The organism is Sphingobacterium ginsenosidimutans (assembly GCF_039536865.1).
GTDB classification, from domain to species: Bacteria; Bacteroidota; Bacteroidia; order Sphingobacteriales; family Sphingobacteriaceae; genus Sphingobacterium; species Sphingobacterium detergens.
In genome coordinates this window covers 1,789,188-1,812,725 of sequence record NZ_BAAAZK010000002.1, presented here as the reverse complement: position 1 = coordinate 1,812,725, position 23,538 = coordinate 1,789,188, and the positions used below count along the sequence as shown (strand labels likewise).

At 38.5% G+C, this 23,538-nt stretch carries 17 protein-coding genes; 9 read left to right on the top strand and 8 right to left on the bottom strand.

Annotated features, from left to right (window positions below):
* Positions 1–215 precede the first annotated feature (215 nt).
* Both ABFX33_RS07495 and ABFX33_RS07490 read left to right on the top strand, forming a co-directional pair.
* A complete protein-coding gene (locus ABFX33_RS07495) occupies positions 216–3,326 on the top strand; it encodes a DUF6493 family protein (protein ID WP_346085269.1) in 3,111 nt (1,036 codons plus the stop codon).
* A gap of 1 nt (position 3,327) precedes the next feature.
* On the top strand, positions 3,328–4,665 hold the full coding sequence (locus ABFX33_RS07490; RefSeq protein ID WP_120258986.1) for an SWIM zinc finger family protein: 1,338 nt from the start codon (positions 3,328–3,330) through the stop codon (positions 4,663–4,665).
* A 228-nt stretch (positions 4,666–4,893) separates the two neighbouring features.
* Here ABFX33_RS07490 and ABFX33_RS07485 read toward each other — a convergent pair whose 3' ends face one another.
* From ABFX33_RS07485 to ABFX33_RS07470, 4 genes are all read right to left on the bottom strand, one after another.
* On the bottom strand, positions 4,894–5,520 hold the full coding sequence (locus tag ABFX33_RS07485; protein ID WP_346085266.1) for a DUF1062 domain-containing protein: 627 nt from the start codon (positions 5,518–5,520) through the stop codon (positions 4,894–4,896).
* Between the two features lie 372 nt (positions 5,521–5,892).
* Complete coding sequence (locus ABFX33_RS07480; protein ID WP_346085265.1) at positions 5,893–8,340, bottom strand: ABC transporter permease; 2,448 nt, start codon at positions 8,338–8,340, stop codon at positions 5,893–5,895.
* A 467-nt stretch (positions 8,341–8,807) separates the two neighbouring features.
* On the bottom strand, positions 8,808–10,727 hold the full coding sequence (locus tag ABFX33_RS07475; RefSeq protein ID WP_346085264.1) for a histidine kinase: 1,920 nt from the start codon (positions 10,725–10,727) through the stop codon (positions 8,808–8,810).
* The gene (locus tag ABFX33_RS07470; RefSeq protein ID WP_346085262.1) at positions 10,724–11,467 is read right to left on the bottom strand and encodes a LytR/AlgR family response regulator transcription factor; all 744 of its coding nucleotides are present in this window, start codon (positions 11,465–11,467) and stop codon (positions 10,724–10,726) included. Before ABFX33_RS07470 ends, ABFX33_RS07475 begins: the two co-directional genes overlap by 4 nt.
* A 215-nt stretch (positions 11,468–11,682) precedes the next feature.
* Here ABFX33_RS07470 and ABFX33_RS07465 point away from each other — a divergent pair, with 215 nt between their 5' ends.
* The 3 genes from ABFX33_RS07465 (at position 11,683) to ABFX33_RS07455 (ending at position 13,970) form a co-directional block, all read left to right on the top strand.
* Positions 11,683–12,390, top strand: a complete 708-nt coding sequence (locus ABFX33_RS07465; protein ID WP_346085260.1) for a hypothetical protein — start codon at positions 11,683–11,685, stop codon at positions 12,388–12,390.
* A gap of 10 nt (positions 12,391–12,400) precedes the next feature.
* The gene (locus ABFX33_RS07460) at positions 12,401–13,246 is read left to right on the top strand and encodes a DUF6882 domain-containing protein (protein ID WP_346085259.1); all 846 of its coding nucleotides are present in this window, start codon (positions 12,401–12,403) and stop codon (positions 13,244–13,246) included.
* 280 nt (positions 13,247–13,526) lie between these two features.
* Positions 13,527–13,970 (top strand): hypothetical protein, encoded by a 444-nt coding sequence (locus ABFX33_RS07455; RefSeq protein WP_346085257.1) that lies wholly within the window; start codon positions 13,527–13,529, stop codon positions 13,968–13,970.
* 11 nt (positions 13,971–13,981) lie between these two features.
* On the opposite strand, the gene ABFX33_RS07450 is transcribed toward ABFX33_RS07455, so the two are convergent.
* Positions 13,982–14,365 carry a hypothetical protein gene (locus tag ABFX33_RS07450; RefSeq protein ID WP_346085256.1) on the bottom strand — a complete coding sequence of 128 codons (384 nt, stop codon included), beginning with the start codon at positions 14,363–14,365 and terminating at the stop codon, positions 13,982–13,984.
* 180 nt (positions 14,366–14,545) lie between these two features.
* On the opposite strand from ABFX33_RS07450, the gene ABFX33_RS07445 reads away from it, so the two are divergent.
* Together ABFX33_RS07445 and ABFX33_RS07440 are read left to right on the top strand one after the other, a co-directional pair.
* Positions 14,546–14,950, top strand: a complete 405-nt coding sequence (locus tag ABFX33_RS07445) for a VOC family protein (protein WP_257088081.1) — start codon at positions 14,546–14,548, stop codon at positions 14,948–14,950.
* A 252-nt stretch (positions 14,951–15,202) separates the two neighbouring features.
* On the top strand, positions 15,203–17,632 hold the full coding sequence (locus ABFX33_RS07440) for a TonB-dependent receptor (protein WP_346085254.1): 2,430 nt from the start codon (positions 15,203–15,205) through the stop codon (positions 17,630–17,632).
* A gap of 70 nt (positions 17,633–17,702) precedes the next feature.
* Here the strand turns inward: ABFX33_RS07440 and ABFX33_RS07435 are convergent, their stop codons facing one another.
* Both ABFX33_RS07435 and ABFX33_RS07430 read right to left on the bottom strand, forming a co-directional pair.
* Positions 17,703–18,320, bottom strand: a complete 618-nt coding sequence (locus ABFX33_RS07435; RefSeq protein WP_120258970.1) for an HPP family protein — start codon at positions 18,318–18,320, stop codon at positions 17,703–17,705.
* A 211-nt stretch (positions 18,321–18,531) separates the two neighbouring features.
* On the bottom strand, positions 18,532–19,101 hold the full coding sequence (locus ABFX33_RS07430) for a GNAT family N-acetyltransferase (protein WP_346085253.1): 570 nt from the start codon (positions 19,099–19,101) through the stop codon (positions 18,532–18,534).
* A gap of 264 nt (positions 19,102–19,365) precedes the next feature.
* On the opposite strand from ABFX33_RS07430, the gene ABFX33_RS07425 reads away from it, so the two are divergent.
* Positions 19,366–20,895 carry a DUF2931 family protein gene (locus ABFX33_RS07425; RefSeq protein ID WP_346085251.1) on the top strand — a complete coding sequence of 510 codons (1,530 nt, stop codon included), beginning with the start codon at positions 19,366–19,368 and terminating at the stop codon, positions 20,893–20,895.
* Between the two features lie 22 nt (positions 20,896–20,917).
* Here ABFX33_RS07425 and ABFX33_RS07420 read toward each other — a convergent pair whose 3' ends face one another.
* Complete coding sequence (locus ABFX33_RS07420) at positions 20,918–21,385, bottom strand: GNAT family N-acetyltransferase (protein ID WP_346085249.1); 468 nt, start codon at positions 21,383–21,385, stop codon at positions 20,918–20,920.
* Positions 21,386–21,727: 342 nt separating this feature from the next.
* On the opposite strand from ABFX33_RS07420, the gene ABFX33_RS07415 reads away from it, so the two are divergent.
* A complete protein-coding gene (locus ABFX33_RS07415; protein WP_346085248.1) occupies positions 21,728–23,452 on the top strand; it encodes a tetratricopeptide repeat protein in 1,725 nt (574 codons plus the stop codon).
* The last annotated feature ends 86 nt before the right edge of the window (positions 23,453–23,538 follow it).

Below are 23,538 nucleotides of genomic sequence, written 5' to 3'. Positions count from 1 at the left end.
TTCAATTTTTGGAAGGTTCGCTTTCACTTGATAGACGACTTCTTTATTTTTTTGCGGTAGACTATAAATTTTTAAAAATCACTGATTTCCGTTATCTTGTAGATACATTGAAAATGTATCTTTGAGTGAGTCACCTGTTGCGTAAAAGCCAATTTGCCATTTGATAGTGAGTTGTGTTGTGACAGGATTGTCAGCTTTAATAAATCGGAATCATTATGTTTAGACATTTAAAATTAATTGACGGATCATCGGATAAATTTTGGCAAATAGAAACCAAGGGAAATAGTCATACGGTAACTTACGGACGAAACGGTACCGACGGACAATCGAAGACAAAAGCCTTTGATTCAGATGAAACTTGTTTGAAAGATGCTGAGAAATTGATTGCGGAGAAAATAAAAAAAGGTTATTCGGATGATGGCTTGTCGATCGTCGCTCCCACAGAGAAAAAAGGAGCTGCCCAATCCAAGCAAGCTATTGCCGATGAATACCTTGAACTTATTCGTCAGACAAATATTGATGGTCTGATTCCATTTCTTGACCGACATTTAAAAGGGAATGTCGAGTTTATCAAAAAAGAAATCCGAAAAGCAAAGAAATATTGGTTATCATGGACGGATCTTTCCAAAGAACCGGAATTTAAAAAACACGCCAATTACAATTGGGGGCAACGTGCGGATCAGGCGCAACAACGACTGATTGCATTGAGTGCATTGGCGACTTTTTCGTTGAGTGATACGACGACCTGGACTGAATTGATAGATCCTTTAAACTCACTGCATATCTCCTCGGTAAAAAAGGTACTGGATTGGGCAAAACCAAGTTGGTTGGCAGACTATGCCGCGGAACAAATGGTTAAAAATGAATGGATGGCGATTACCTATGACAACATCCGTTTATTGGAAGAGTGGGGCTACTTTGAATTTAAACCTGAAGTCTACGCACGTTCATTGGGCAACGCCCCAAATCTAGGTTATAATGAACCGGAGAAGAAAGCCTATTTGGATAGATTGATTGAAGACGAGAAGGCTTATACACGTGATGTACCTTTGTTGCTTGCCTACGAAACGAATCTGCAAAACAACTATTTGCGTTATGATTATCAGACGCAGGAATCGGAGTTGGTATGGGACTATGTTTTCCCGAGATTATTGGAACAAGGAAAATTGGATACCGATCTTTTTATACAACAACTCTTTGAAACGCAGACAAAAGATTGGAATATTAATCTCAAAAGCTTTTTCCGAAAGCTTCTGACGAAGTTGAATATTAATGATGCGGTAATTTTGCAACATCAAAACCATCTTTTCCCCTTATTGCATCATGAGCAGGCTGCGGTCGTTAATTTTGCCATTGATCGACTGAAGCCTCTGATCGGAAGCTCGGAATTGGACAGCAATGAGCTTTTATCTTGGTTGGAACCTGTTTTTATGCGTAATGATTTGAAAGGAGGTATCAAGACGCTTCTGATCCAATTTGACAAATGGCTGAAACAGGAAAAAGAACTTGCTTCGGCTGTATGTTCGGCGATTACTCCCATCTTTATGTTATCTGATCTTTCGCTACAGGAACGCGCGGCAAAATTGATTGCCAAATATGCTGCTGTGGAGGATGAGGAGATTAAAATGAGGTTGACGATGTATGCCACGCAACTCATGGGGGATATCAGTAGTCAACTAAAGCCTTGGCTGGAAGAGGCTCCGTTGAGTGAAGCAGAAGTATTGTCCCCATTGCGGGGAATGGATGAAGTGTATGAATATGAAGCCCCAAAAGGGAATGATATACACCTCGATCAACCAATCACTTATCTCGCCAATTGGAGTGATATCTTATTTCATTGGGGAAAGATAATCAAGGGAGGGGATCCTTTGGATATGGAATTGCTTATCCATGCCTGGTTAACCAAGCGGGATGAATTTCCAGCGGATTATGTCAGACAACTGGATCCTTACCTCAAACAGTTAAAGAGTGGTTACAATGAGGCTTCTTATGCCAGTTTATTTGGTAACGTGCTGCTGAATATTATTTATCAACCCAAGACGATATATCGCTATAAGAGCCGTTATAACAGTGAATTCAGATCGATTTCGATTTTGGATCATTTACTGGCTATATTTCAAGGTCGTTTACAGCAAAATGTTGCTGTTTCATTGCTCAGTACGCCAAGTCATGCGCCTTATTGGGTATCAGCCGAGGTCTTAATCGATCGGATCATTGCGCATGAGCAACAAGAGGTTGCCATAGATCCTGTCGATATAGCTATTGCAATCAGTAGGATGCCACGTATAGATGGCGAAGATATCAAGGCACAATTACAGCATATCCAAACGGCGGAATTACGTGAGTTGCTCGCATTCGCCTTGAGATATACTGACAATATCAAGGTTGGGGAAGGAAAAAACTGGCTTCAACGTCTATTCAAAAAAGAAGGCGATGAAAAGGAGTGGCTGGCCGTATGGGCAACGGCTGCGCGGACACGGCAGCCGGACGGAAAGTTTCCTGTATTCGAGACCGGAGCCTTAGCCAGTTTTCCTTTTGTGGTCGAATCTTATCGTCCCAGCTATCAGATTAAACCGAATTACAATACGAGCTACGATTATAAGACAAAACAGAATGAGCAATATTTGATCGGTCAGGAATTGGCTATTCCAATGCCTACTTATCAGGAAACACCGACACCATTATTGTATGCAATGGATGTTTATGCCACCCGGAAAAATGAATATTTTTATTACGTGAGCGAGGCTGATATCCGCTATTTTTTTAGCTTGACTCCCCAGGTGGCTGAACCGCTAAGTCTCGTGTTAAATTGTCGTTTCAATTCCTATGCATTGGAGACTTCGAAGACCATACCAGCGCTGTTGACGGCCTTGTTGGATTATCATGGCGCTACTGATCCAAGCACACAATTGTTTATCGCCTGTAGCTTATTGACGAAAGAAAAGAATACACGTACTTTGGCAGCGGAATTGGTCATGCAATGGGTGGAGAAAGGAAAGCTGGATGTTCAGACACTGGGTGATTATCTGGGTGATTTAATAGGTAAAGCCTACGCACCTATAAACCGTTTTCTGGATTTGTTTGAAGTAGTCCGCGACATCAGCCCGATTCACAACGATGCATTATATCAACTGTTAAAAAGCCTGCTGTTGCGTGTCAGCTGGGAAACAAAAATGCCAGCTAATTTTAAAAAGCTGATCGAGCAAACGTACGACCTTGCGCTTCGTCTGGGCAAAAAAGAGGATAAACAATTGAAGGAAAAAATCGCGGAATGGGAAAAAGTTGCAGCGTTAAAACCCATTGTATTAAAATTTAATAAACTGTAAAATGGCATTAAAAGATTTAGAAGTAAGCTTTGCACGACCATCGATGCTGGCCGAACGAAATGGAATACAACAGCTCGTACTTGCTCATCAGGCAGAGTTGCAAGATGTCAATGAAGTGCCCTGTTTTTTCTGGGGCAAATTGGTTGATCCTTTATTGAGTTCAAAATGTTTATTGACGTTATCTAAGGTCGTTCGGTCGAGTTTTGGCCCTGTACCACCGAGTTTAAGAGATCCAATTGTTTCTGCTGGAACTGAGCAGCTTCGCTTTGAAGGTTTCTCCTCCTGTAACGGTGTGTATGCACGACTGGATCTTTTGGAAGAGGCGATAGATGGAGAATTTTTGGCCGCTGGTACAACAAATGTTGATTTTAATGAACCGATGTTAAATGCATTGAATAGCATCAAAAAGTCAGAATCAATGGTGATGGGAGTCGGCGAAAAGGAAGTTTCACTGCACAGTGATGGGGGGACTGTCGTAGAAAGAAAGGTCACGCTACCTTTGCGATGGGTCAAAGGATTGACCAGTGTACAGTGGTATCTTGCCGAAATGGAAGAAGTTTTTGTCTTACAGAAATTGCAGGTCGTCCAGTTATTTCAAAGTATTCCACGAGGTTCGGTCAAGGGGAACTATTACTTGAGCAAAAGGGGGAATAAATTCTTGTTTTCACCATTGAAGAGTGCCGATGCAGTACAAATTGGTGGTATCCAACGTCTGCGACTATTGGAATCATTGTTACCTTATGTTGACCTGATGCGTGTATATCAGGCTGCAGGTGGCGAATGTGTCTGTGTGGTGGCTGATTTTGGAAAAATGCGCATGACTCTGGCGCTCTCTCCGGACAATTATCGCGGGTTTTCAGGTGAAGGGAATGTACTGGAGAATATGGTGCAGGAGGTTCCGCAGGAATGGATTTACGGACTTAATAGCCTGCTGAAATCTAATGAACTATTCAACCCAACCCTACTGTCGATAGAGCATGATATCGCCTTTGATACCATGGATAGCTTAACTGCCTCATTATCGTCCATCGGATTATTGGGGTATGACATGCATGAGGCAAAACACTATTATCGACGGCTGCCATTTAAAACAGAACGCATATTGTCGCTTAATCCCCGTTTAAAGAATGCGAAAAAATTATTGCAAACTGATAGCGTACAGATTATACGGCGGGAAGGACGGATATTGGAGGCTCGGGTAGAAGGTTCGGGTGTGCAGCATACCGTTTTAATTGAAGGGGAACAGGCGCGATGTACCTGCAATTGGTATACAAATCATCAGGGAAAACGCGGTGTATGTAAGCATGTCTTGGCGGTGAAAATGCAGTTGAAAGATTAAATTGTCAACTATTCAAATCGTAGGAGGATGCCTTTATTCTTTGGACTGCTTTTTTGAATTATTCGCAGGATTAAGGAGCATATAAAAAGGTGAATTTTGATAAATGATACCAAATAATATTTTGGATCTTCAGTCTGATAAAAAAAATAGGGTTTAAGTTCTTGATGAATTTAAACCCTATTTTTTGTTATTCATTGAATTTAAGGGAAACCCAAATTAACCAATCCGTTACTGTATACTTTGGATCTTGTTACACAGTATGCTTTTTAGTTTTTTACAATCAATTTCTATGCGGTCTTTGTTTTTTAGCTTATGCTTTTTCTGTAGGTGTTTTCCCGCTACTGTAATTGCTTCTTGCATGATTAGTTGATCGAGCTGCCTTGAGGAAAGGTTGAGACAGGTACGAATGAGGGTTGATAATCTAAGTTGGAAGTCAAAGGGATAATCAACCTCGAATGTTAAGATCCTTTCATTCAAAGACAGCAATTCATCGCTTGAAATCTGGTCATATTGCAAAGCATAGGCTACTGTAGCTAAATCGGCTTCCACCTTATTCTTTCTTCTCATTTCTTCGGAAAACGCATATTTCCAAGCCAGTTCTGTATCGTTATTTTGAAATTTGTTGAACAATATACTGTCTATTGCAGTCGGTCGGGTACGTGAAAATATAGTCAAATTGTATGTGCTATCGCATTTAACACATCGATAAATCAACCATACGTCAACGTTTTTTTTCTGTGCATTTATTCTGAATTTTTCACTGCAATAAAATTGTTTACTATCGCAGTGGCTACATGATTTCTTTAGTAGTGGTGTATTGTTTGGACCGACAGTCCATGAATATTCCTTTTGCATTATTTATAGTCGTGCTTAATATTCTTTGTTAATTTTTTTGATATTATTCACGATGTTTCTGCTATTGCAACACGAGGGTATGGATAGCTTGCATAGCAAAAAAGAAATATTTGCTATAACAGTAGGGTGAATAATAAAATCAAATGAAAACCTGTTTGGATAGGATTATCCAAATAAAAGAATGATTAGCCTGTGGTTTGTGAGGCTAACTAAGCAACTATAAATTTAAGAATTGTGTTCAAAACGTAATCGTTTGGTCTATATGCTAAGTTAAGTAATTTAGTTGAAATTACTAAGAGAGGTTTTTTAATAACAACATTTCACCGACAGCAATACGATATACCCTGTTTCGGTGAAATGTATGAAAGGTATTTATTCATCTTTTAAACTATTGACCGGATTTATTCGTCCTATTTTTAACGCATGGTAAAAGATGGTTCCAAAAGCAATCAACATGCTGGCAATTCCTGCGAGTATAAATATCCAAGCCTGAATACTGATTCTGTAATTGAAGTCCTGTAACCAGGTGTTCATGGCCCACCAGCCAATAGGGCAGGCGATTAGAATGGCGATGAAAATAAGTTTTATAAAATCAGTGGATAACAATTTTATAATTCCTAGTAAACTGGCTCCAAGAACCTTCCGGATGCCGATCTCTTTTGTCCGTTGCTGGGTCACAAATGCGGCAAGTCCAAATAGGCCCAAACAGGCAATAAATATCGCTAATCCTGCAAAGGTTGAGACAATAACCTGAGTACGTTGTACATCTGCATATAACATGGCGAATCCTTCATCCAAGAAGGTGTATTGGATCTTTTGATTTGGAGAGAATTTGTTCCAAACGTTCGTGATTTCCTGAATACTTTGTTCCATTTTGTCCGATTTAAGTTTGATGGACATCATATTCGGACTACCACCAATAACCAATGCCAGCGGTTTAACATCTTCATTGCGCATGTTTCCAAAGATAAAATCTTCGACTACAGCAATGATTGTATAAGTTGCATAATTTCGAATTTTTGCACCGATCGGATTTTTGATATTCAACTCTTTTACCATCTTCTGATTGACTATTATCGCTGCGGAATCGGTTGGCATGTTCATGTTGAAATTACGTCCTTCGAGGATTTTGATGCCAAAGGTGGCGATATAATCATCATCAACAATCCAGTTCTGACCGCCTACACCCACGTCTTGATTTTGTCTACCATCGTTCCAAAATGAATTTCCATTACGCTTTACGCCATCCATTGTAACTGGTAGGTAATCACCAATAGAGACAGAAGCCACACTGGACAATTCCTTTAATTCGTTTTTTAGTAATCTTTGCTTTCCATCCAAAGTGCCTGTTCCTCTTAATATGAGCACCTGCTCTTTATTGAACCCCAGGTCTCTATTTAAAATATATTTTATTTGTTGGTTGATGACCAAGGTGCCAATGATCAGGATAATAGATGTTGCGAACTGGAAGATAACAAGTCCATTTCGAAACCAGTTGCGGCTAGATTTTAGATTTAGGTTTCCTTTTAATACAGCAATCGGTTTAAATTTAGAAAGATACATTGCAGGATAAATTCCGGATATCACAGCGATCAATAAACCGAAGACGACCAGGGCGGGGATGAAATACCAGGTTGTCCAAGGAAAAGCCAAGGATTTGCCAGCAATCTGATTAAAAAAGGGAAGTAGAAGCACTGCGAAAAATAAGGCAAATGCAATCGAGATTCCACTGTATAAAAATGACTCCGTCATAAACTGTATAATGAGGGCCTTTCGACCGGAACCGATTGTTTTTCGGACACCAACTTCTTTCGCACGTGTAGTAGCATTGGCAGTAGACAGATTGATAAAGTTGATCATCGCGATAATCAATATAAATATTGCTATTCCACCAAAAATATAGACCAATCGAATATCACCACGATTTTGGCTTTCAATCTTATGCGTTTGCACATCATTGGAATATAGATGAATCTTTTCCAAGGGCTGTAAGGTCATTCTTGCAGTATTCCAAATCTCTTCATTGACCGTCATACCTGCTTTAATCATAGCGGGTTTATAATGATCCTGAATGTAAGATTTTGTTATTTTCTTTTCTAATTGTTGTATATCGGTCCCTTCTCTGACTTTAAAATAGGTTGTATAGTTGGAGGCCAGCCAATTTAATTTTTCACCTTCATAAGGCTCATGACCACTTAAAGTCATAAAGAAATCAAATCCATATAGATTGGAGTTTGTGGGAATATCATCGATGACTGCCGTAATGGAATACTCGTTTGACTTATCATTATTTAAATAGATGCGTTTTCCGATCGGATTTCCGTTAAACAGTTTCGCTGCTTTCCGCTTGGTGATGACAATGGTCTTTGGATTGTCAAGCGCATGGCTTAATGAACCGAAGATTGTCTTGGTTGGGAAGAAATCCATAATCGCTTGATCCGCAAAACAGAAGCCTTCTTCGGAAAATAATTCGGCATTACCAGTTGTGGCGACTTGATTGGTTCCTGCACCAAAAAGTGGATTTGTTAATAATCTTCCGGAGGCAATAATTTCTGGAAATTCTTCTTTTAAAGTAGCACCGGCCGGAGCCGGTAGCGATAATCCTTTTAGAACAGTATTGTCTTTATTGACCACGCCTACGACCCTGAAAAGTAGGTTAGCATCTTTGTAGAATTTATCATAGCTCAACTCATGCTTTACATATAAAACAATAAGCATACAGATCGCTATGCTAAAGGCAAAACCGCCTATTTTTATTAATGAGAAGAAGCGTTGATTTTTTAAGCTTCTCCAAGCAGTTTTTATGTAGTTTTTTAACATAGCGGTATCAATTATAAATAGATGACTATTTCATGTGAAAATAGAATTGCAATTGATTTGCCATTGTTTTAGTGTATTGATTTTCAGTGATTTATTTTGTGTTATTGGAGAGAGAGACTGTTCATATTCGAACATGTTTTTGTTCAGATGCGGACAATTATACACTGCAGTCAGCGTCGACATGTAGTCTATATGCTCGTTTGTTGAAATAAATTCATTGTATCAACCTTCGTTGCAAAAAATAGCAAGGCAATGAGCAGGCATATTTCTATAACAAATAGTAGCCTGATTTTTCCGATGGAATAGGAGAAGGAGTCTTTACAATGGTATTCCTAAGTAAGCGAGTTTTATCTTTTTGGTAAAAAAGGAAAATTGCAATACGGGCCAAATCCAATGCGATAATGGTGGCAAGTATAAAGAGTCCGAATTGAAATATAAAAAATAACCAAATCATTGTCTTAAAAAATTCAGGAGGTGACAGGTATCTGCAATTTGACAAGTGTCCCGCCTTCAGGATTTTTCGTGATTTTTATGCTTGCTTTCCTACCCAAGAGTTGCATCCGTTCGTGGCTGATTGTTCCAGAGAGTGAGCGATGTGGAGTTTCTTGGATATTTGGTTCAGACTTACCGCTATCAAGGATGTCCACCGATAAAATATCGCCATCCAATTGAAAATGAATGTCGATATTGCCTTTACAGGTTTCGAGATCAATGCCATGTAGTAGGGCATTCTCTACATAAGGCTGTATCAACATCGGAGGTAACATGATAGCACTCAGATCCTGTTCGTCTGGCTGTGTAATATGATAGGTAAAAGCATCTTCAAAGCGCATTTGTTGTAAGGTCAGATAATTTTCCAGTGTTTCGATCTCTTCATTTAAAGGCACCAGATTTTCTCGACTTAACTCCAGATTGCTCCGCAACAGACGACTGAAGCGATTGAGATATTTGATGGCACTTTCTTTCTTATCTAATCGCACAAAACTCTGTACTGCTGCTAAGGTGTTGAAAATAAAATGTGGTTCCATCTGTGTGCGCAATAGTTGTTGTTGCAGCAGGACTTTTTCTTTCTCCTGGCTTAGGCGTCGCTGACGGAAACTATAGTATAGAAAGAATAATATAATAATCAATAAGATAAGACCCAAAGAGGATATGACCAGCCACAGACGATTTTGCTGTAATTGTAGTTTATTGATCTTAATGCTTTCATTCAATGTGCGAATGGACTGATCTTTGGCCTGTAGTTGATACAATGCATTCATTTCGGCAATAGCTTGTGTGTTTTCCGAATGATAGACATTTTTCTGTAATTGAACGATATTATCTAGGACGGCTATTGCTTCTTCCTTTTTGCCCTGTAAGCGGTACAGTTCGGCTAAGCTTTTTTGAAAGAGTATTTCATTATGCGGAAAGATCAATTTGGTGAACTGTTTTCTAAGATGTTTAGCTTTTGTAATATATTGAGCTGCTTGCACAGGCTTCTTAAATAACACATAAATTACTGCAACATTACAGTAGTTTACAAATAGATTATTCATCAACACAGAGGACTCCTTGATATTGCTCAGTCGCTCATCAATTTCTATTTTCAGTAGCTGGTAATGTAGCAAAGAATCTTGCTGTTGTGTTGTTTCAAAGTATTGTATTTTCGAATCGTATAAAAAACTGATATTATACTTATCTGGAAATAGTCGGTGGAGTTGTTCTAGTTTGTGGAGGTATGGCGCTATTTCTTTGGCGGGCCTCTGCAATGAATTTAGTGTATAAATCATCTGCACGAAAGCACGCTGGCGATTGATATGCTCCTTTGGAAGCGAATCTGAGAGATTGAGGGCCGCTCGATTCATTTTTTCAGCGAGATTGTATTGAAACGAACTTAGGTTATTTTGTGCCGCAGAGAGCAATATAGCCGATTTCGCTTCGGCAGAAAGTCCTGCGGTGCTGTCCGAGAGAACGATCGCAGCTGCTTTGTTGTAGTAATAGCCTGCTTCGCGTTCTTTTGCTTCGGCACTACGGATATTGCCAATACCATTGTAGATAAGTGCTTTGTATTTTAGATTACCGGCGGTAGGTTCGATCAATTCAAGTGCCTGCTCTACAAAAAAGCCTGCGGAATCTTGCTGGAGCATGGCATATAGCCTAGCGGTGTTGTATTTAACTTTTGCAAAGAATACGGTGTCATTTTTTACGTTAGGATTTTCACCGAGTTGTCGCCAAGCTCTCTTGAGTGAGTCGCCGTTCGTCGGTGTCAACCTTATGTCTTCGAGCTCCTTTATCTGTGCTAAAACAGCATCATGGTCTCGGGAAGAAAAAGTCGGTTTTTTGTCGCAAGCTACAATATGTAAAATAAGCAGCAAAAAGAAAATACTTCGTAACAGATATCTCATTTCTCTGGGAAAAGCTGGGTTAAAACTATGTTTTTCCGTCGAGACGAAATAGGTATCTCTTCCTTGTTTTTCAATACGATATACTCTGAACGGTTAACACCGGTTATATACTTACGGTTTACCAGATAGGACTGATGGGTACGTAGGAAATAGGGGGCGGGTAACAATTCCTCATAATATTTCAGCGGTTTGGATATGAGCTCTTTGGAACCATCACTCAGAAAGAAAAAAGTATATGGACCATCACCTTTGCAGTAGACGATTTCATGAACAGCAACGATACGCACATTATGAATGGATGTCAAAGCAATACTTTCGGGCAAATCACCGTGGTGCATTGCATTCTGTGCCATATTTAGCTGTTGCATCCATTGTGGATTATTATCACTGCGACGACGGTAGCGTTCTAATGCTTCTTTTAATTCAGTTTGGTCAACAGGTTTTAACAAGTAGTCCAGCGCACCATACTTGATCGCTTTGATCGCAAAATGATTATATGCGGTGATGAATATGACGTTTTGTGGGATAACATTGAGTTTTTTTAGAAGATCGAAAGCAGTACCATCCTTTAGCTGAATATCCATTAGGATCACATCCGGTTTCTTTTCTTCAATTAGTTTTACAGCAGTTCTGACACTGTCGCTCCAACCAATTAGTGCTGTGTCGGTTTCCTCTTGTATAAGGTAACTGATCTCCTTACGAACAGCGGGTTCATCTTCTATTATCGCTACTGTTATCATTTTTCAAACTTTTCTGTTCGGTAAAAATAATAATTGTGAGTAAAAAAATCTTATTCATTTAATATTTGTGCTGTTTTTTTCAATATATGATACAAATCACCAGTCGATATATTCAGTAATTTCACGAATCATAAACGATTTTGACGGATTGTAAATGCATAATTGGGTTGGTTATTGCATTCAGTATATTTGAGTTAAGCATAAAAATAGGTACTATGGAATTAGCGATTGAGATCAATAGCGCGAAAGATTTGGATGTTCTCAAAGATCAACCGATCGACCAGATTGAGAAATTGGAACTGTTTTTTTATACGAGCATTTCACTAAAATTTATTGAAAAAATAAGGAATTTGCGCAATTTATTAATTGCGGGAAGTGTTAAGGATTTATCCCCAATAGCCAATTGTAAGTCACTTAAGCAATTGTATATAAGTAATCGGGGAGCTGTGAATACATTGGATTTTGTACAGGGATTGGAGCTAGAGTCGCTGCGACTGGAAAGTTTTACTTCCAAAAGTGATCATTTAATCATTCCGCATCTACCTTCATTACGGAATCTCGAAATTTCCTCGGTATCAAAGATGGCTGATTTATCTTTTTTGCATGATTTTTCGGGATTGGAACGCATTGCTTTGTTTGAACTCAATTCAAAAAAATTAGTTGATTTTGCTAAATTGGATCAATTAGGTGAATTGAGGTTAACCAATATGTTTCATTTGAAAGGTCTGGCTGAGCTAAAGACAATTCCGAAATTGAATACGCTTTATATACATGAATTTTTTATCAATAAGAAAATCAAAATAGATAGAAAAAATGAGTTACTTAAAATAATAGCTGATTTAAAACAGATCGATGAAATCATACTGACAATTAACGGGGAGAGCTATAGAAGGGCTGAATTACTGGCTGAATTGAAAAATTAGAGAAACAATTATGGGATTTTTAAGCAAACTTTTTGGAAAGGGTACTAAAACAGGACAGGGTACCGAATCAGAACAAGGAGCTAAGGTAGAGCAAGACACTAAAGTAGAACAAGGAGCAAAAGTAGATCAAGTTACTACAGGAGCGGAACTTGGCGCTAAAGTGGAACAGGTTAGGTCTACAGAGAAGCCCGATGATAGCTTACCCTATCGCACAGAGAAGGAACTGATTGAAAGATTTGGTGGAATTGCCTTTGATAAGCAGTATGATTTTGCTACGGTCATCGGTAATAATAATTGGAATATAGATATGGGCAAAGAGGTGATTAGTTTTGAACCGAACCTTGATTTTCCGATCCAGGTCTTAGGGACTTTTTCGCATTCGTCCGAAACTTGGCTTTGGGCATGGGCAAATACCAAATCTGGTCTTTCTGAACATATTACGCAGCAAGCTCTTCAACTAAAAAAATATGGTGAAGAGCAAGAGATTGATCTTTTCAGCAATAGCAGCGTCGATTTTTCCAAAGATGAGTTGCACCGCATCGGTTTGATCGCTTCGGGAATGTTTGATGCGAGCGCTTATTATATTGCTGATTATGGACAGGGGGCAATGCTGGTGACGATCAAAAGTGATCTTGTAGACCGTCAACGTCAAGATGATCATCTTCGGATACTGTCTGTCTTCCCACAGTTAATTTCCCAATTTGAAATGAACCATAAGATTGCTTTGCAGTGGTATCTGGAAGAAAAAAGTTATAAAATATCGGAACAGGGAGCCCAGCTCATAGCAACAAAAGGCGGAGAAACGATCACCGCAGAGTTTGATGAGCTATCGCGTCTTACCAATCTCAAGGGGTAGAAACGCTAACAGTTGAAACTGTTTAATGGAAAAATAAAAAAACTCTTGCGCTTAAACTATTGTTATATGAACTAGAATAAGACCGAGTATGGTCTGAGGATGAATTTTATATGAACGTAACAATCTGTTTGGTTAATATGATGATATATTTTATGTTTAAATTCATCTGGATAATGCATGATTTTATTTAATTGAATTTGGGATGGTAGTACGATTTTTTGTTTGTTTCTCTTTTATATTAAGCACAATTTGTTGTTTTGGTCAAATACATATAGACAAAATGCGAGCCGATTATGCCGCAGCAGTCAAAGATAAAAAACTCTGTGAGGCCAATTTGAAAACGCTAGAGGCAGCCGCAAATACGGCGACAGAAAAAGGCTATCTTGCTGCTTATGAGATTCTTTGGGCAAAGCATATGGGAAATCCCTTTTCGAAGCTGGGCCAGTTTAAAAAAGGTAAAAAATTATTGGAATCGGTTATCATCAAATATCCTGATAATATCGATTTACGCTTTATCCGTTGGAGTGTACAGACACATGCACCATCTTTTTTGAATTACAGTAAAGACCGATTGCGGGATAAAGAGTTTTTGATACATAACCTATATAAGTTGCCTAATCCAGAAGCCAGAAAAATAATTTATGTCTACCTGAAAGAAGCAAATAGCTATCTCAAAGGGGAACATATATTCTCCCAGGCAGACCTTGCCGAACTTTCCAAATAAGCTGATATAAGTTAACGAACGTGTTTGGTGCGAAGGGTTATGATGCCAAAGATGATCATGACGATGCTTATAGTGGAAAAGACTGCATATATAACAGTAAAACCATCACTTATACCGATACCTTCCTTGTAATATATTTCCATATGAGCAGGTACTTCTTGGGGGTTAATGCTACTTAAATCATTCACCAGACGAACTTGTTTTTGCTTATACTTGAATTGGAGGATCGGATAATGTACATATCCAAAACGCTTGCTTTTTACACTGTCTATCCCAATGACATCAGCTTTAATTTTACTGCCAAAGAGCATCAGTTTGCTGTCTTTGGATAATCCGTATGCGAGAAATAAACCTAGCAAGAGCAAAATAACACCGAAAGCTATTATGATGATCATGTTTAATAATTAAATGATAACATTATACTTAACACTTAGACAAATATAACTTTTGTAGCTTCTCCCTGCCAACTGATAGAGGATTTTGATCAGGGACGAATTTTATTGTCTTATGCTAAGATCTTTGTAAACCATAATGCGCAAGTTTGTGTTATCAATAGCAATTAAAAATTTAAAAAGATGAAACAGGTATTTATTAATCTCGCTGTGGCGGATGTAAACAAATCAATGGATTTTTATACTCAATTGGGTTTTGAAGTAAATCTACAATTTTGTGATGACGATGCTAAATGTATGGTCTGGAGTGAACATATTTTTGTCATGATCTTGACACATGATAAATTTAAATCCTTTACGAATAAACCCATAGCCGATACAAAAAGTCATATCGCTGGACTATTTGCGCTCTCCGTGGAGAGTCTGGATCGGGTAAATGAAATTGTTGACAAAGGGCTGGCAGCAGGAGGAATAGAGCCAATGCCAATGATGGATCATGGTTTTATGCAGTTAAGAAAGGTGGAAGACTATGATGGCCACACTTGGGAGATATTTTATATGGATATGAGTAAATTTCCAGGAGCTTAATATTTACATACGAAAGCAAATTTTTTCGACCAGCCATCGTTCATCCATATTATCTGATCAATTAGTCAATTGTATGGCTGATGGACGATGGCAATTATTAAATCTCTACCCAAGAGAGAATGACCAAAGCTACTAATTTGATGATGAAGGTCGTTTGGCCTTTTATTCGCCTTATTCCTCATTAAAATTTTTAAAAAGAACATAGTCTTATTGTTTTGTATTGTATTTAATCCAAACAATATGTTCCGTGTTTTGAAGCATTTTCCAATTGCAATTCTTTTTGTGTCTATCCTATATTTACCTTCTTTATATGCTCAGCATCAAGTTGGGAAAAATGCCGTTTATGAAATTAAAGGAAAAGTTGTCGATGCGAGCAATGCCCTTCCGATCGAACATGCAACAGTCTCTCTGATTTCTGCGGGAAAAGTTTTACAGACAGTCACTACCGATTTGAGAGGCGGATTTAAGCTCGTTATGCCGCAGACTGAGAGTCCAAGTATTTTGGTGACTTATGTGGGATATGAAAGTCACCTGTCTAAGTCGATAACTTCATCAAAGGTATTGGAGGTCAGACTTGTCAGTCAGTTTCAATCCTTGGAAGAAATTGTTGTGAAAGGGAAGCGAAATCCGATACGCTTTAAAAGTGATAAGCTGATCTATGATGCGGGCTCTGATATCAGTAATAAAGCCGGTTCGGCTGTAGATCTATTGCGGAAAGTTCCTCTGCTAACAGTAGGGAGTAATGGGGAATTGCGGATGCGCGGGAATACGAATATTAAAGTTCTGCTCAATGGTATCCCCTCTGGAATAATGGCTAAGAACTTGAAAGATGCCTTAAAAATGATTCCTGCAAGTTCTATTAAATCTGTTGAAGTAATTACTTCGCCATCTGCAAAATATGAAGCTGAAGGAGCTGCTGCTATTATTAATATTATCACAAAAAAATCCATCCGGGGAACACATGGAAGTTTGGATGTTAGTTTAGGTAACTTGGATCAATCTGGAAGTGGCTCTTGGGCTATGACTACTGAAAAGTTTGATTTCAATTTTAACGCAACGATGAATGCTGAACGAGAACGAAACAGGTCGACCCTGCAAAGAACCTCCTTATCCAATGGGGTATCGGTCGGAGAACTTTTACAGCACAATGATGCAACTGAAAAGGATAGGGGGGCGTCTGCAAGTCTAGGATTTGTGTACCGCCCGGACAGCTCGCAAAAAATTGGCGCAGACCTGTCCTATTGGTATGGCAGTTGGCCTGAGCATAGTTCACTTTACAACTTGTTTCAGGATGAAAATACCTATGCTGAATATAATCAGTTTAGTCAGCAGCAGAATTCGGTAAAGTATTATGAACTCTCGCTGAATTATCTCAAAAAATTTAGACACAAGTCACAGGAGTTGCAGATCATTGGGCTGGCCGCCCGATCAAACGATAGATCGGAATACATAACCAGTCAAAAAGAAATGTCCGGAGTAAGCTCTTTTAAGGAGAAAGGACCAAATAAAGGTGACTCCTGGGACTTTGATTTTCAGGCAGACTATACGCACCCGATAGATGCGACCGGGAAAAATGTCATTGAAACGGGAATGAAATTGAAGCGAAGTAATTCCAGTAGTCTTTATACCGTTTTCAATAATGAACATGCTCCGGGAAGTGAAGAGTTGGTCGAAATCCTATCCCGGTCGGATAAAATGGATTACTACAGTACGATATTGGCGGGCTATATGAGTTTAAAAATCGAAACCGATGATCAGTGGACAATTAGGCCCGGAATTCGTTTTGAAACAACAGTATTGGGGGCTCATTTCAGGAGTTCCACACTTTCATTTAAATCTAAATTCGGCAACTGGGTGCCTACTCTGTTAGTCGCTAAAAAGGTAAATGACCATCACGAACTCAAATTCGCTTATACAGAGCGGATACGTAGACCGTGGATATGGGATCTCAATCCTTATGTCAACGCCAGTGACCCGCGAAATCTGCTGTCGGGAAATCCGCTATTGCGACCTGAACGGATTCGCGTAGTGGAATTGGGACACAATTACAGTGCAGCATCTGGTTTTAATCTGAATAGTAGTGTCTATTATAGTACCAACAATAATTCGATAGAGCAGCTTACTGTCGTCGACAGTCTCGGAATTTCACGTACTACACCCAGTAATATTGCGACAAATAAACGTTTGGGTGCACAGGTCAATCTATCCATGGAACTGCAATCGAATTGGATGCTCAATGGTGGACTGGAACTCTATTATGTCTGGTTTAGGAGCCCAGCGTTACAGGTAAGGAATAGCAATGGGTTTTATGCTGCTAATCTCAGCAGTTCATATGGTCTGTCTAAAGGTTACAGTCTTCAGATTTCAGGAGACTATAGCAATGGTTATGTGACTTTGCAGGGACGGAATACGGCCGAATGGTCTTATCGATTTTCTGCTCAAAAGGAACTTTGGAATGATAGAGCCAGTATTGTGTTGACAGTAAGTAATCCGTTTCAACGAGCTATGAAACAAAGGAATATGGCGGTGTCGCCTTCATTCAGAAGTACAACATCCAACAATTATTACAACAGATCGGTAAGTCTTTCTTTTAGTTGGAAATTCGGTGCCGGCAGACAAAAAGAAGGAACAGCGGAAAAGAGTCCACGAGAAATGGAACATATCCCACATCGACGTAAATAATAATGTCTACGAATTAGCAAGATGGATATGCGTACTGTGGGAATAGTACGATAGAGTTAGCTAATTCAGATTAGGTTGATGTACCTTTGGTTCGTTCAAATCGTGATTTTAGATGTTGTCGCCGTGAACGCCGTAAACGTGATCTTTTAACAGGATAGTGCCGATTTTTGGTGATATTATTAAAAATAAGTGCTACTATAAATAAAATCAGGCAGCCGGAGAGTACGGGACTCAATACATACCAATACCCTAAGGAAGAAATTTTGGTTCCACTACTTACGGCGATTAGCGCGGTCGCTCCTCCCGGAGGGTGCAATGTGCGGGTATGTTGCATGCATACGATAGACAGGGCTACAGCAAAGGGGGCAGTGAGCCAGATGATATCGGGGAGTAGCTGTGCTACGGTAACTCCAGCTATCGCTGAAACCACATGACCACCGATTAAATTTCGAGGTTGCGCAAGTGGGCTTTGTATAGCTCCATAAACCAGGACAGAGGAGGCCCCAAATGATCCGATCAGAAACACATTTTCCAATGGTGGGAAATGAAGTGATTGAATAAAAGCGATGATAAATATGCCTACGAATGCACCGATAAAAGACCAGAAATGTTCCCAGGGATCTATTAACGTTTCCCGATAGATAACATATCTGTAAATACGGAGTTGCCGATGAAGTTGATTTTTCATGTTGATCTGTGCAAAAATAGGGAATTTTAAGAATTCCTTTTTAGATCTTTTATATTAATCTTTGTGGTATTTATAAATAAGATAGACTATCAAATTGTTCTGGGCTCTATTTTGCCCCATTTGTTGAGTTGACACTTTTGGTATTTTGGAAGAAACCAATATTTGAATAATAATGTTGATGTTTTTCAGGAACTAGATGTCGTAGATTAACCTAAACAAATTGAATATACATATGATAGTATTCCCCACCAACGAAAGGCATTTTGTTTCCTAAGGTGAAACCAAGGCGTTCATAAAGCTTCTTGGCATTCGGATTATCTAAATCAACCAATAGGCCTATTTGTTTGAAATCTTCATTTTTGGCATGTTTTATCGCATGTTTCAATAGCTCAGTTCCTACGCCCTGACCTCTGGCGGCAGTGGATACTGCAACAGAATCTATATAAAATTCCTGTCCCACTGTTTCCGGTTCAGGGATTAGGTCGTTTGCGTATTGTTTTTGGATGAGTTCCAGGATTGGTTGTCGTAGCGCAATAAAATGATCCCCATTATATCCCGTCAATGATCCCATGACATTGCCTTCGGGATCTACAGCAACAAAAGTATTTTCATGGCTATATAGATTTCCGGTCTGTTGAAAAAGATCTGTTAAAAAACGAATTGCTTCTTTTTTGTCTTCTTTTTGTATAAAACGAAAGATGATATCTTCCATCGCCTGTAACATGATTTCAGGTACAACTGCGGCATCCTGTTGTTGTGCGGGTCTAATCGTCAAATGCATAACTCGTATTTTCTATTTGTGGGCTAAGATAACAAAATGATCTGTTTTCTTTTTGAGCATTGCGAGCATGGAGCTCTTAAGAGGTTTGAAAAAATAGAACGAATATGCATTGGTTTGCTTTGAATATGAATTGTTGTGTATTTATAATTTCATTTCTTATTACTTTTGAGTAAAGTTGTTCTTGTTTTTCAAATTGTGAATTTGAAGCAAAATGTAGACAGGATACTGCAATATATTATGATCAATAAATAGTAAAATCTATACATGGTTCTTAAAGCTACAATTTCAGCCTTTGTTGTGACTCTTTTGGGATTATTGGCAATGTTGTTAACACAAGATGCCGATATGAACTTGGTTTATGGGGCATTCTGTGTTTCTCCCTATTTTCTTGTAATTACCCTTATTTATTTTCATTTCAATAAGCTTCGGAAACGATTTGATGTATTTGACCAGCCCAGTATTGTCTTTGAGGGTATTTACAGTTTTTTGTATTACTTTATATTTTCCACATTGTTACCGGTGTTGCTTTTTGTCAGTACACTAGGCGATGAATATGAACACAAGATTTATGCTGATCTAGGAGGAGTAATTTCTGAAATGTTCCCATTGATTTTAATTTTGAGTATTTTTTTGAGTTTATTCAGCAGCATTATGTTCGTTTGGGGCCTAAGATCGTGGACAGCGTTGATACTAACATTTTTGGGCAATATTTTAATCAGTGTGCTTGTGTCTATTTTTTCGACTGTTGGCCGTGAAGTTCGGGAAGCTGAACGGGAGCGACGGGATCAGGCAGATAATTTAAAAGAAGGTCGATTTGAATGGGCTGGTGCAATGAGTAGTCCAGCAGGTTATCCGGTACAACTCTACAAAGGGACATTCATCTTCCCGAAAGATGAGGATTATGAGTTTACATTTAGTGAGGGAAATACGGTGAATTATCATGGAAAATGGGGGGAGGCAGGGGCCGAGACCTATAAACGTATGATGTCATTGCCCAAAGCAATTGATGTTACCTGGTATTCGTTTTCAGAGAATGCGTTCTACCGATTCCATGATGCAATAGATTACAACAAATTGCTTACACTTTTTAAACAGCCTTATGTAGAAAGAAGGGCAACTAGTGATGTTGAGGAGCATTATAACAAGATTATTTTCGGGTTTGCACCCGCTGGGGGACTGGTGATATGGGCAGGAGGATCAGGATATCGTCAGGTCGAAATAGGTCAGTATCAGGCGAAGAAAATCGATATTGACCAGAAGGTTTCTGATAATAAGGAGATGGTTTATGGTGATTTATTTAATCAGGAGTGGCGCAATAAGGTTCTGACAGATACAATGATCGTTCCTTTGGCAATACAAATGGCAAAAAAAAATCAACCTGTTCCTGATGATTATTGGAATAAACTGGGCGTAGCTTATACTTGGAACCCAAAGTTTGTGATCGCTCCAGAAATAAAAACCTATGATGCTATTTTTCGGTATTTTAATGCTGAACGTTTTGTTTTCGATGAAAGAACACAAAATATAACAGTTGAAAAAAGGGGAATTCCACAGCATATATACATCAAATGGTATGATAAAAATCAAAACCGTTGTGCTGTAAATTTTGAATTTGATGAAACGGATATTTTTAAAAAATTCAAGGCTTTTTTTGATCGCGATAAAAATATAAAGGCTGAAATGGAAATTACCATAGATACACAAAATGGCAGGGCGACAGCACAATTAAAAAATGCTGAACATCAGCTTTTGCTTATGGAAACCAAAATCATAGCATATGGTGAAAAGTTTTGATCTTTAGCTAGACCAGTTGATGTTAAAAAGTCTTTTGCATTTTGTAATTGACAATTTCAACGGCTGACCGAACTTGCACCTGTCTGGCAATTGTTGTAAAACCATTACGTTCAAAAAAAGGTTTTGCCGTTTTACTGACATCTGCTGTTAATGTCTCTATATTTAAATATTTAGACTTATGCTCCAAGTGGTCATATAGCCGTTGTGCAATGCCCTGCCGTTGAAAATCTTTGTGTACGTATAACATATCGATATAGTTGCCATGATCCAATGAAGCAAAACCAACGATTTCTTTGTCTATTTCTGCGACAATAAAATACTGATTTATGATTAAGTTATTCCAACGGTCAACGTTATTGATCGAAGATTTCCATACCTCGATTTGTTCTGTATTATAATCAATCTGACATATTGAAGTAATAGTCCCAGCAAATAGCTCCTTTATTTGGGGTAATTCGCTTAATATTCCCTTTCGTATTGATATCTCCATATACAAAGATAAATACATTTGGATAATGGTATAAAAATAGATAGATGTACCACCAAATCTAAAAATAGGCGTAATGTGCTAATAATTTTTTAACAAAAAGAGATTGATCTCTTACGTGGATAAATTGTATATTTACGACAGTGAATCGGGGCCTATATCCTCGCTTTATGAGTCCATATTAACCATTTTGCTAAATAATTAAAAAGTCATTCCGATAACTATTGGCGCACCCAACTGTATTTTGGTAATGTCAGATTTTAATAGGGCTGATCTGGAAATTATATCTATTACGAGTTGGCCTGTTACCGTTAGCCATTTTAATAAAATTTGACCTTTTTAAAAATGAAAATTTATTTATTTTGTATGTTGTTCCTAGCTATTCTGACGATAAAAAGTACGAATATAGCCGTTGGGCAATCTATAGAAAAAATAGCGCATATTGAAGACCCTGTTCTTCAGTTGGAAGCTGTCCTCCAATTTCCAGCTAACTTTGGGAAGGATACAATTGCATTGAAAAATGCACTAGATCCTGTTTTAAAGCTCGCTAATAAGAAAAATAATAGTATACTAAAATGGGGATACTATATGCGTATGGCAGATGGGTATTCGATTGCGTTTGATCGGACTAATGCTGTTTCTGATCAATATTATCGGCTTGCGGAGCAATTGCTTCAAAAGCATCCCAATATTGAATTGGAAATGATAGGCTATGCACGACAAGGCTATTATAACTATGTTTATCGGAAGGTAAAGGAAGCATTTCCATTCTTCTTGCGTGCAAATGATTTGAAATCCAAAATTGACATTAAAAAAATACCATTGGTAGTTAAGCATTACCAGTTCATCGCGAATTTTTATAGTTATATTGGAGATCATAGTATAGCTGTTGATTACTTACAGGAAGCATTACCTTTTTCGAAAGCAGCATCAAGAGAACGTGTGGATCTAATCAATGCTATTGCCGTGTATCTAGCAAATGATTCGCTTAATCATCAGGCTGCCACTTATTTCAATCGGGCGATGACGGAGGCAAAATTGGCTAAGGATTCGGTATGGATTGGCATTATCTCAGGTAATCTAGCCGATCAGGCCTGGAAAACAGGCGATCGGCAAAAAGCGATTGCCTTAGTTCAGAAGAACATCGATCTTTCTATGCGGTTTAATGAACGAAAGGATGCCATGCGAGCAAACCTTAATCTGGCAAGGTGGTATATTGTGCTTCAGGAATGGAAACTGGCCAAGCAATATGCTGTAACCAGCATAAGCCTGATGGAGGAAAAGCCCTATTTCTTGAAATATAAGATGGAGGCCTCAAAATTGTTATCTGATATTGCTCGTGGTTTAAATCAAAAGGAGGAAGAACTCAAACAATTACATGTCTATCTGATATTAAAAGATTCATTAGAAAAAAGAATAAATGATAAAGAGATTCAAAGGTTTCTTTGGCAAAGGGAGACTGAGCGATATAATCGAACTATCCAATCTGCTGAGGAAAAAAGACTTCACACCAAACGGATTTATCAATTTGTTGGGCTCTGTTTGATTTTGGTGTTTGCGATTGTATTGCTCTTAATAAACAGATCCAAAGCAAAAATCAAAATGAGAAATGCCCTTCTTGAAAAGGATCGGCTCAAGCTAGGTTACGAGAAGCAATTACTCGATCAGGAGCTTTTGATTTTAAAAGATTCTCTTGGTGAATTTACCAATACGATCAAACAAAATGATACAACTATTCAACAGCTCCGACAGGAGATTGTGAAGGTGTCAGTGCAAAATCCTGCTTACATGGCTCAGGTTTCCGACAGCTTAAATGCAATGTTGCAGACACATATCATGACCGATGAACGATGGCTAAAATTCAAGCATGTTTTTGACAAAGTCCATCCGGGTTATTTAGCACAAATGAAACAAAACTATTCAAAAATAACAGATAACGATCTGCGCATACTTGCTCTACAAAAATTGGATCTAAACAACAGTAGCATGAGTGAACTACTCTGTGTATCTACCGAAGCAATCAAAAAAGCAAAACAGCGTCTAAAGAAGAAAATGGAGTTGCGAGATTAGGAGATGAATCCACATGAATTTAATGCGATGTGCCTGATCAGGATGGGTAATAATACGGATTTGGTAGGTTAAAGATACAAATAGGG

What these genes read in the sequence shown, in the direction of transcription:
- ABFX33_RS07480 (WP_346085265.1), bottom strand. Translation starts at nt 8,340, where the DNA reads ATGTTAAAAAACTACATAAAAACTGCTTGGAGAAGCTTAAAAAATCAA.
- ABFX33_RS07460 (WP_346085259.1), top strand. Translation starts at nt 12,401, where the DNA reads ATGGGATTTTTAAGCAAACTTTTTGGAAAGGGTACTAAAACAGGACAG.
- ABFX33_RS07475 (WP_346085264.1), bottom strand. Translation starts at nt 10,727, where the DNA reads ATGAGATATCTGTTACGAAGTATTTTCTTTTTGCTGCTTATTTTACAT.
- ABFX33_RS07470 (WP_346085262.1), bottom strand. Translation starts at nt 11,467, where the DNA reads ATGATAACAGTAGCGATAATAGAAGATGAACCCGCTGTTCGTAAGGAG.
- ABFX33_RS07495 (WP_346085269.1), top strand. Translation starts at nt 216, where the DNA reads ATGTTTAGACATTTAAAATTAATTGACGGATCATCGGATAAATTTTGG.
- ABFX33_RS07425 (WP_346085251.1), top strand. Translation starts at nt 19,366, where the DNA reads ATGGTTCTTAAAGCTACAATTTCAGCCTTTGTTGTGACTCTTTTGGGA.
- ABFX33_RS07455 (WP_346085257.1), top strand. Translation starts at nt 13,527, where the DNA reads ATGCGAGCCGATTATGCCGCAGCAGTCAAAGATAAAAAACTCTGTGAG.
- ABFX33_RS07430 (WP_346085253.1), bottom strand. Translation starts at nt 19,101, where the DNA reads ATGCATTTGACGATTAGACCCGCACAACAACAGGATGCCGCAGTTGTA.
- ABFX33_RS07445 (WP_257088081.1), top strand. Translation starts at nt 14,546, where the DNA reads ATGAAACAGGTATTTATTAATCTCGCTGTGGCGGATGTAAACAAATCA.
- ABFX33_RS07450 (WP_346085256.1), bottom strand. Translation starts at nt 14,365, where the DNA reads ATGATCATCATAATAGCTTTCGGTGTTATTTTGCTCTTGCTAGGTTTA.
- ABFX33_RS07485 (WP_346085266.1), bottom strand. Translation starts at nt 5,520, where the DNA reads ATGCAAAAGGAATATTCATGGACTGTCGGTCCAAACAATACACCACTA.
- ABFX33_RS07435 (WP_120258970.1), bottom strand. Translation starts at nt 18,320, where the DNA reads ATGAAAAATCAACTTCATCGGCAACTCCGTATTTACAGATATGTTATC.
- ABFX33_RS07465 (WP_346085260.1), top strand. Translation starts at nt 11,683, where the DNA reads ATGGAATTAGCGATTGAGATCAATAGCGCGAAAGATTTGGATGTTCTC.
- ABFX33_RS07490 (WP_120258986.1), top strand. Translation starts at nt 3,328, where the DNA reads ATGGCATTAAAAGATTTAGAAGTAAGCTTTGCACGACCATCGATGCTG.
- ABFX33_RS07420 (WP_346085249.1), bottom strand. Translation starts at nt 21,385, where the DNA reads ATGGAGATATCAATACGAAAGGGAATATTAAGCGAATTACCCCAAATA.
- ABFX33_RS07415 (WP_346085248.1), top strand. Translation starts at nt 21,728, where the DNA reads ATGAAAATTTATTTATTTTGTATGTTGTTCCTAGCTATTCTGACGATA.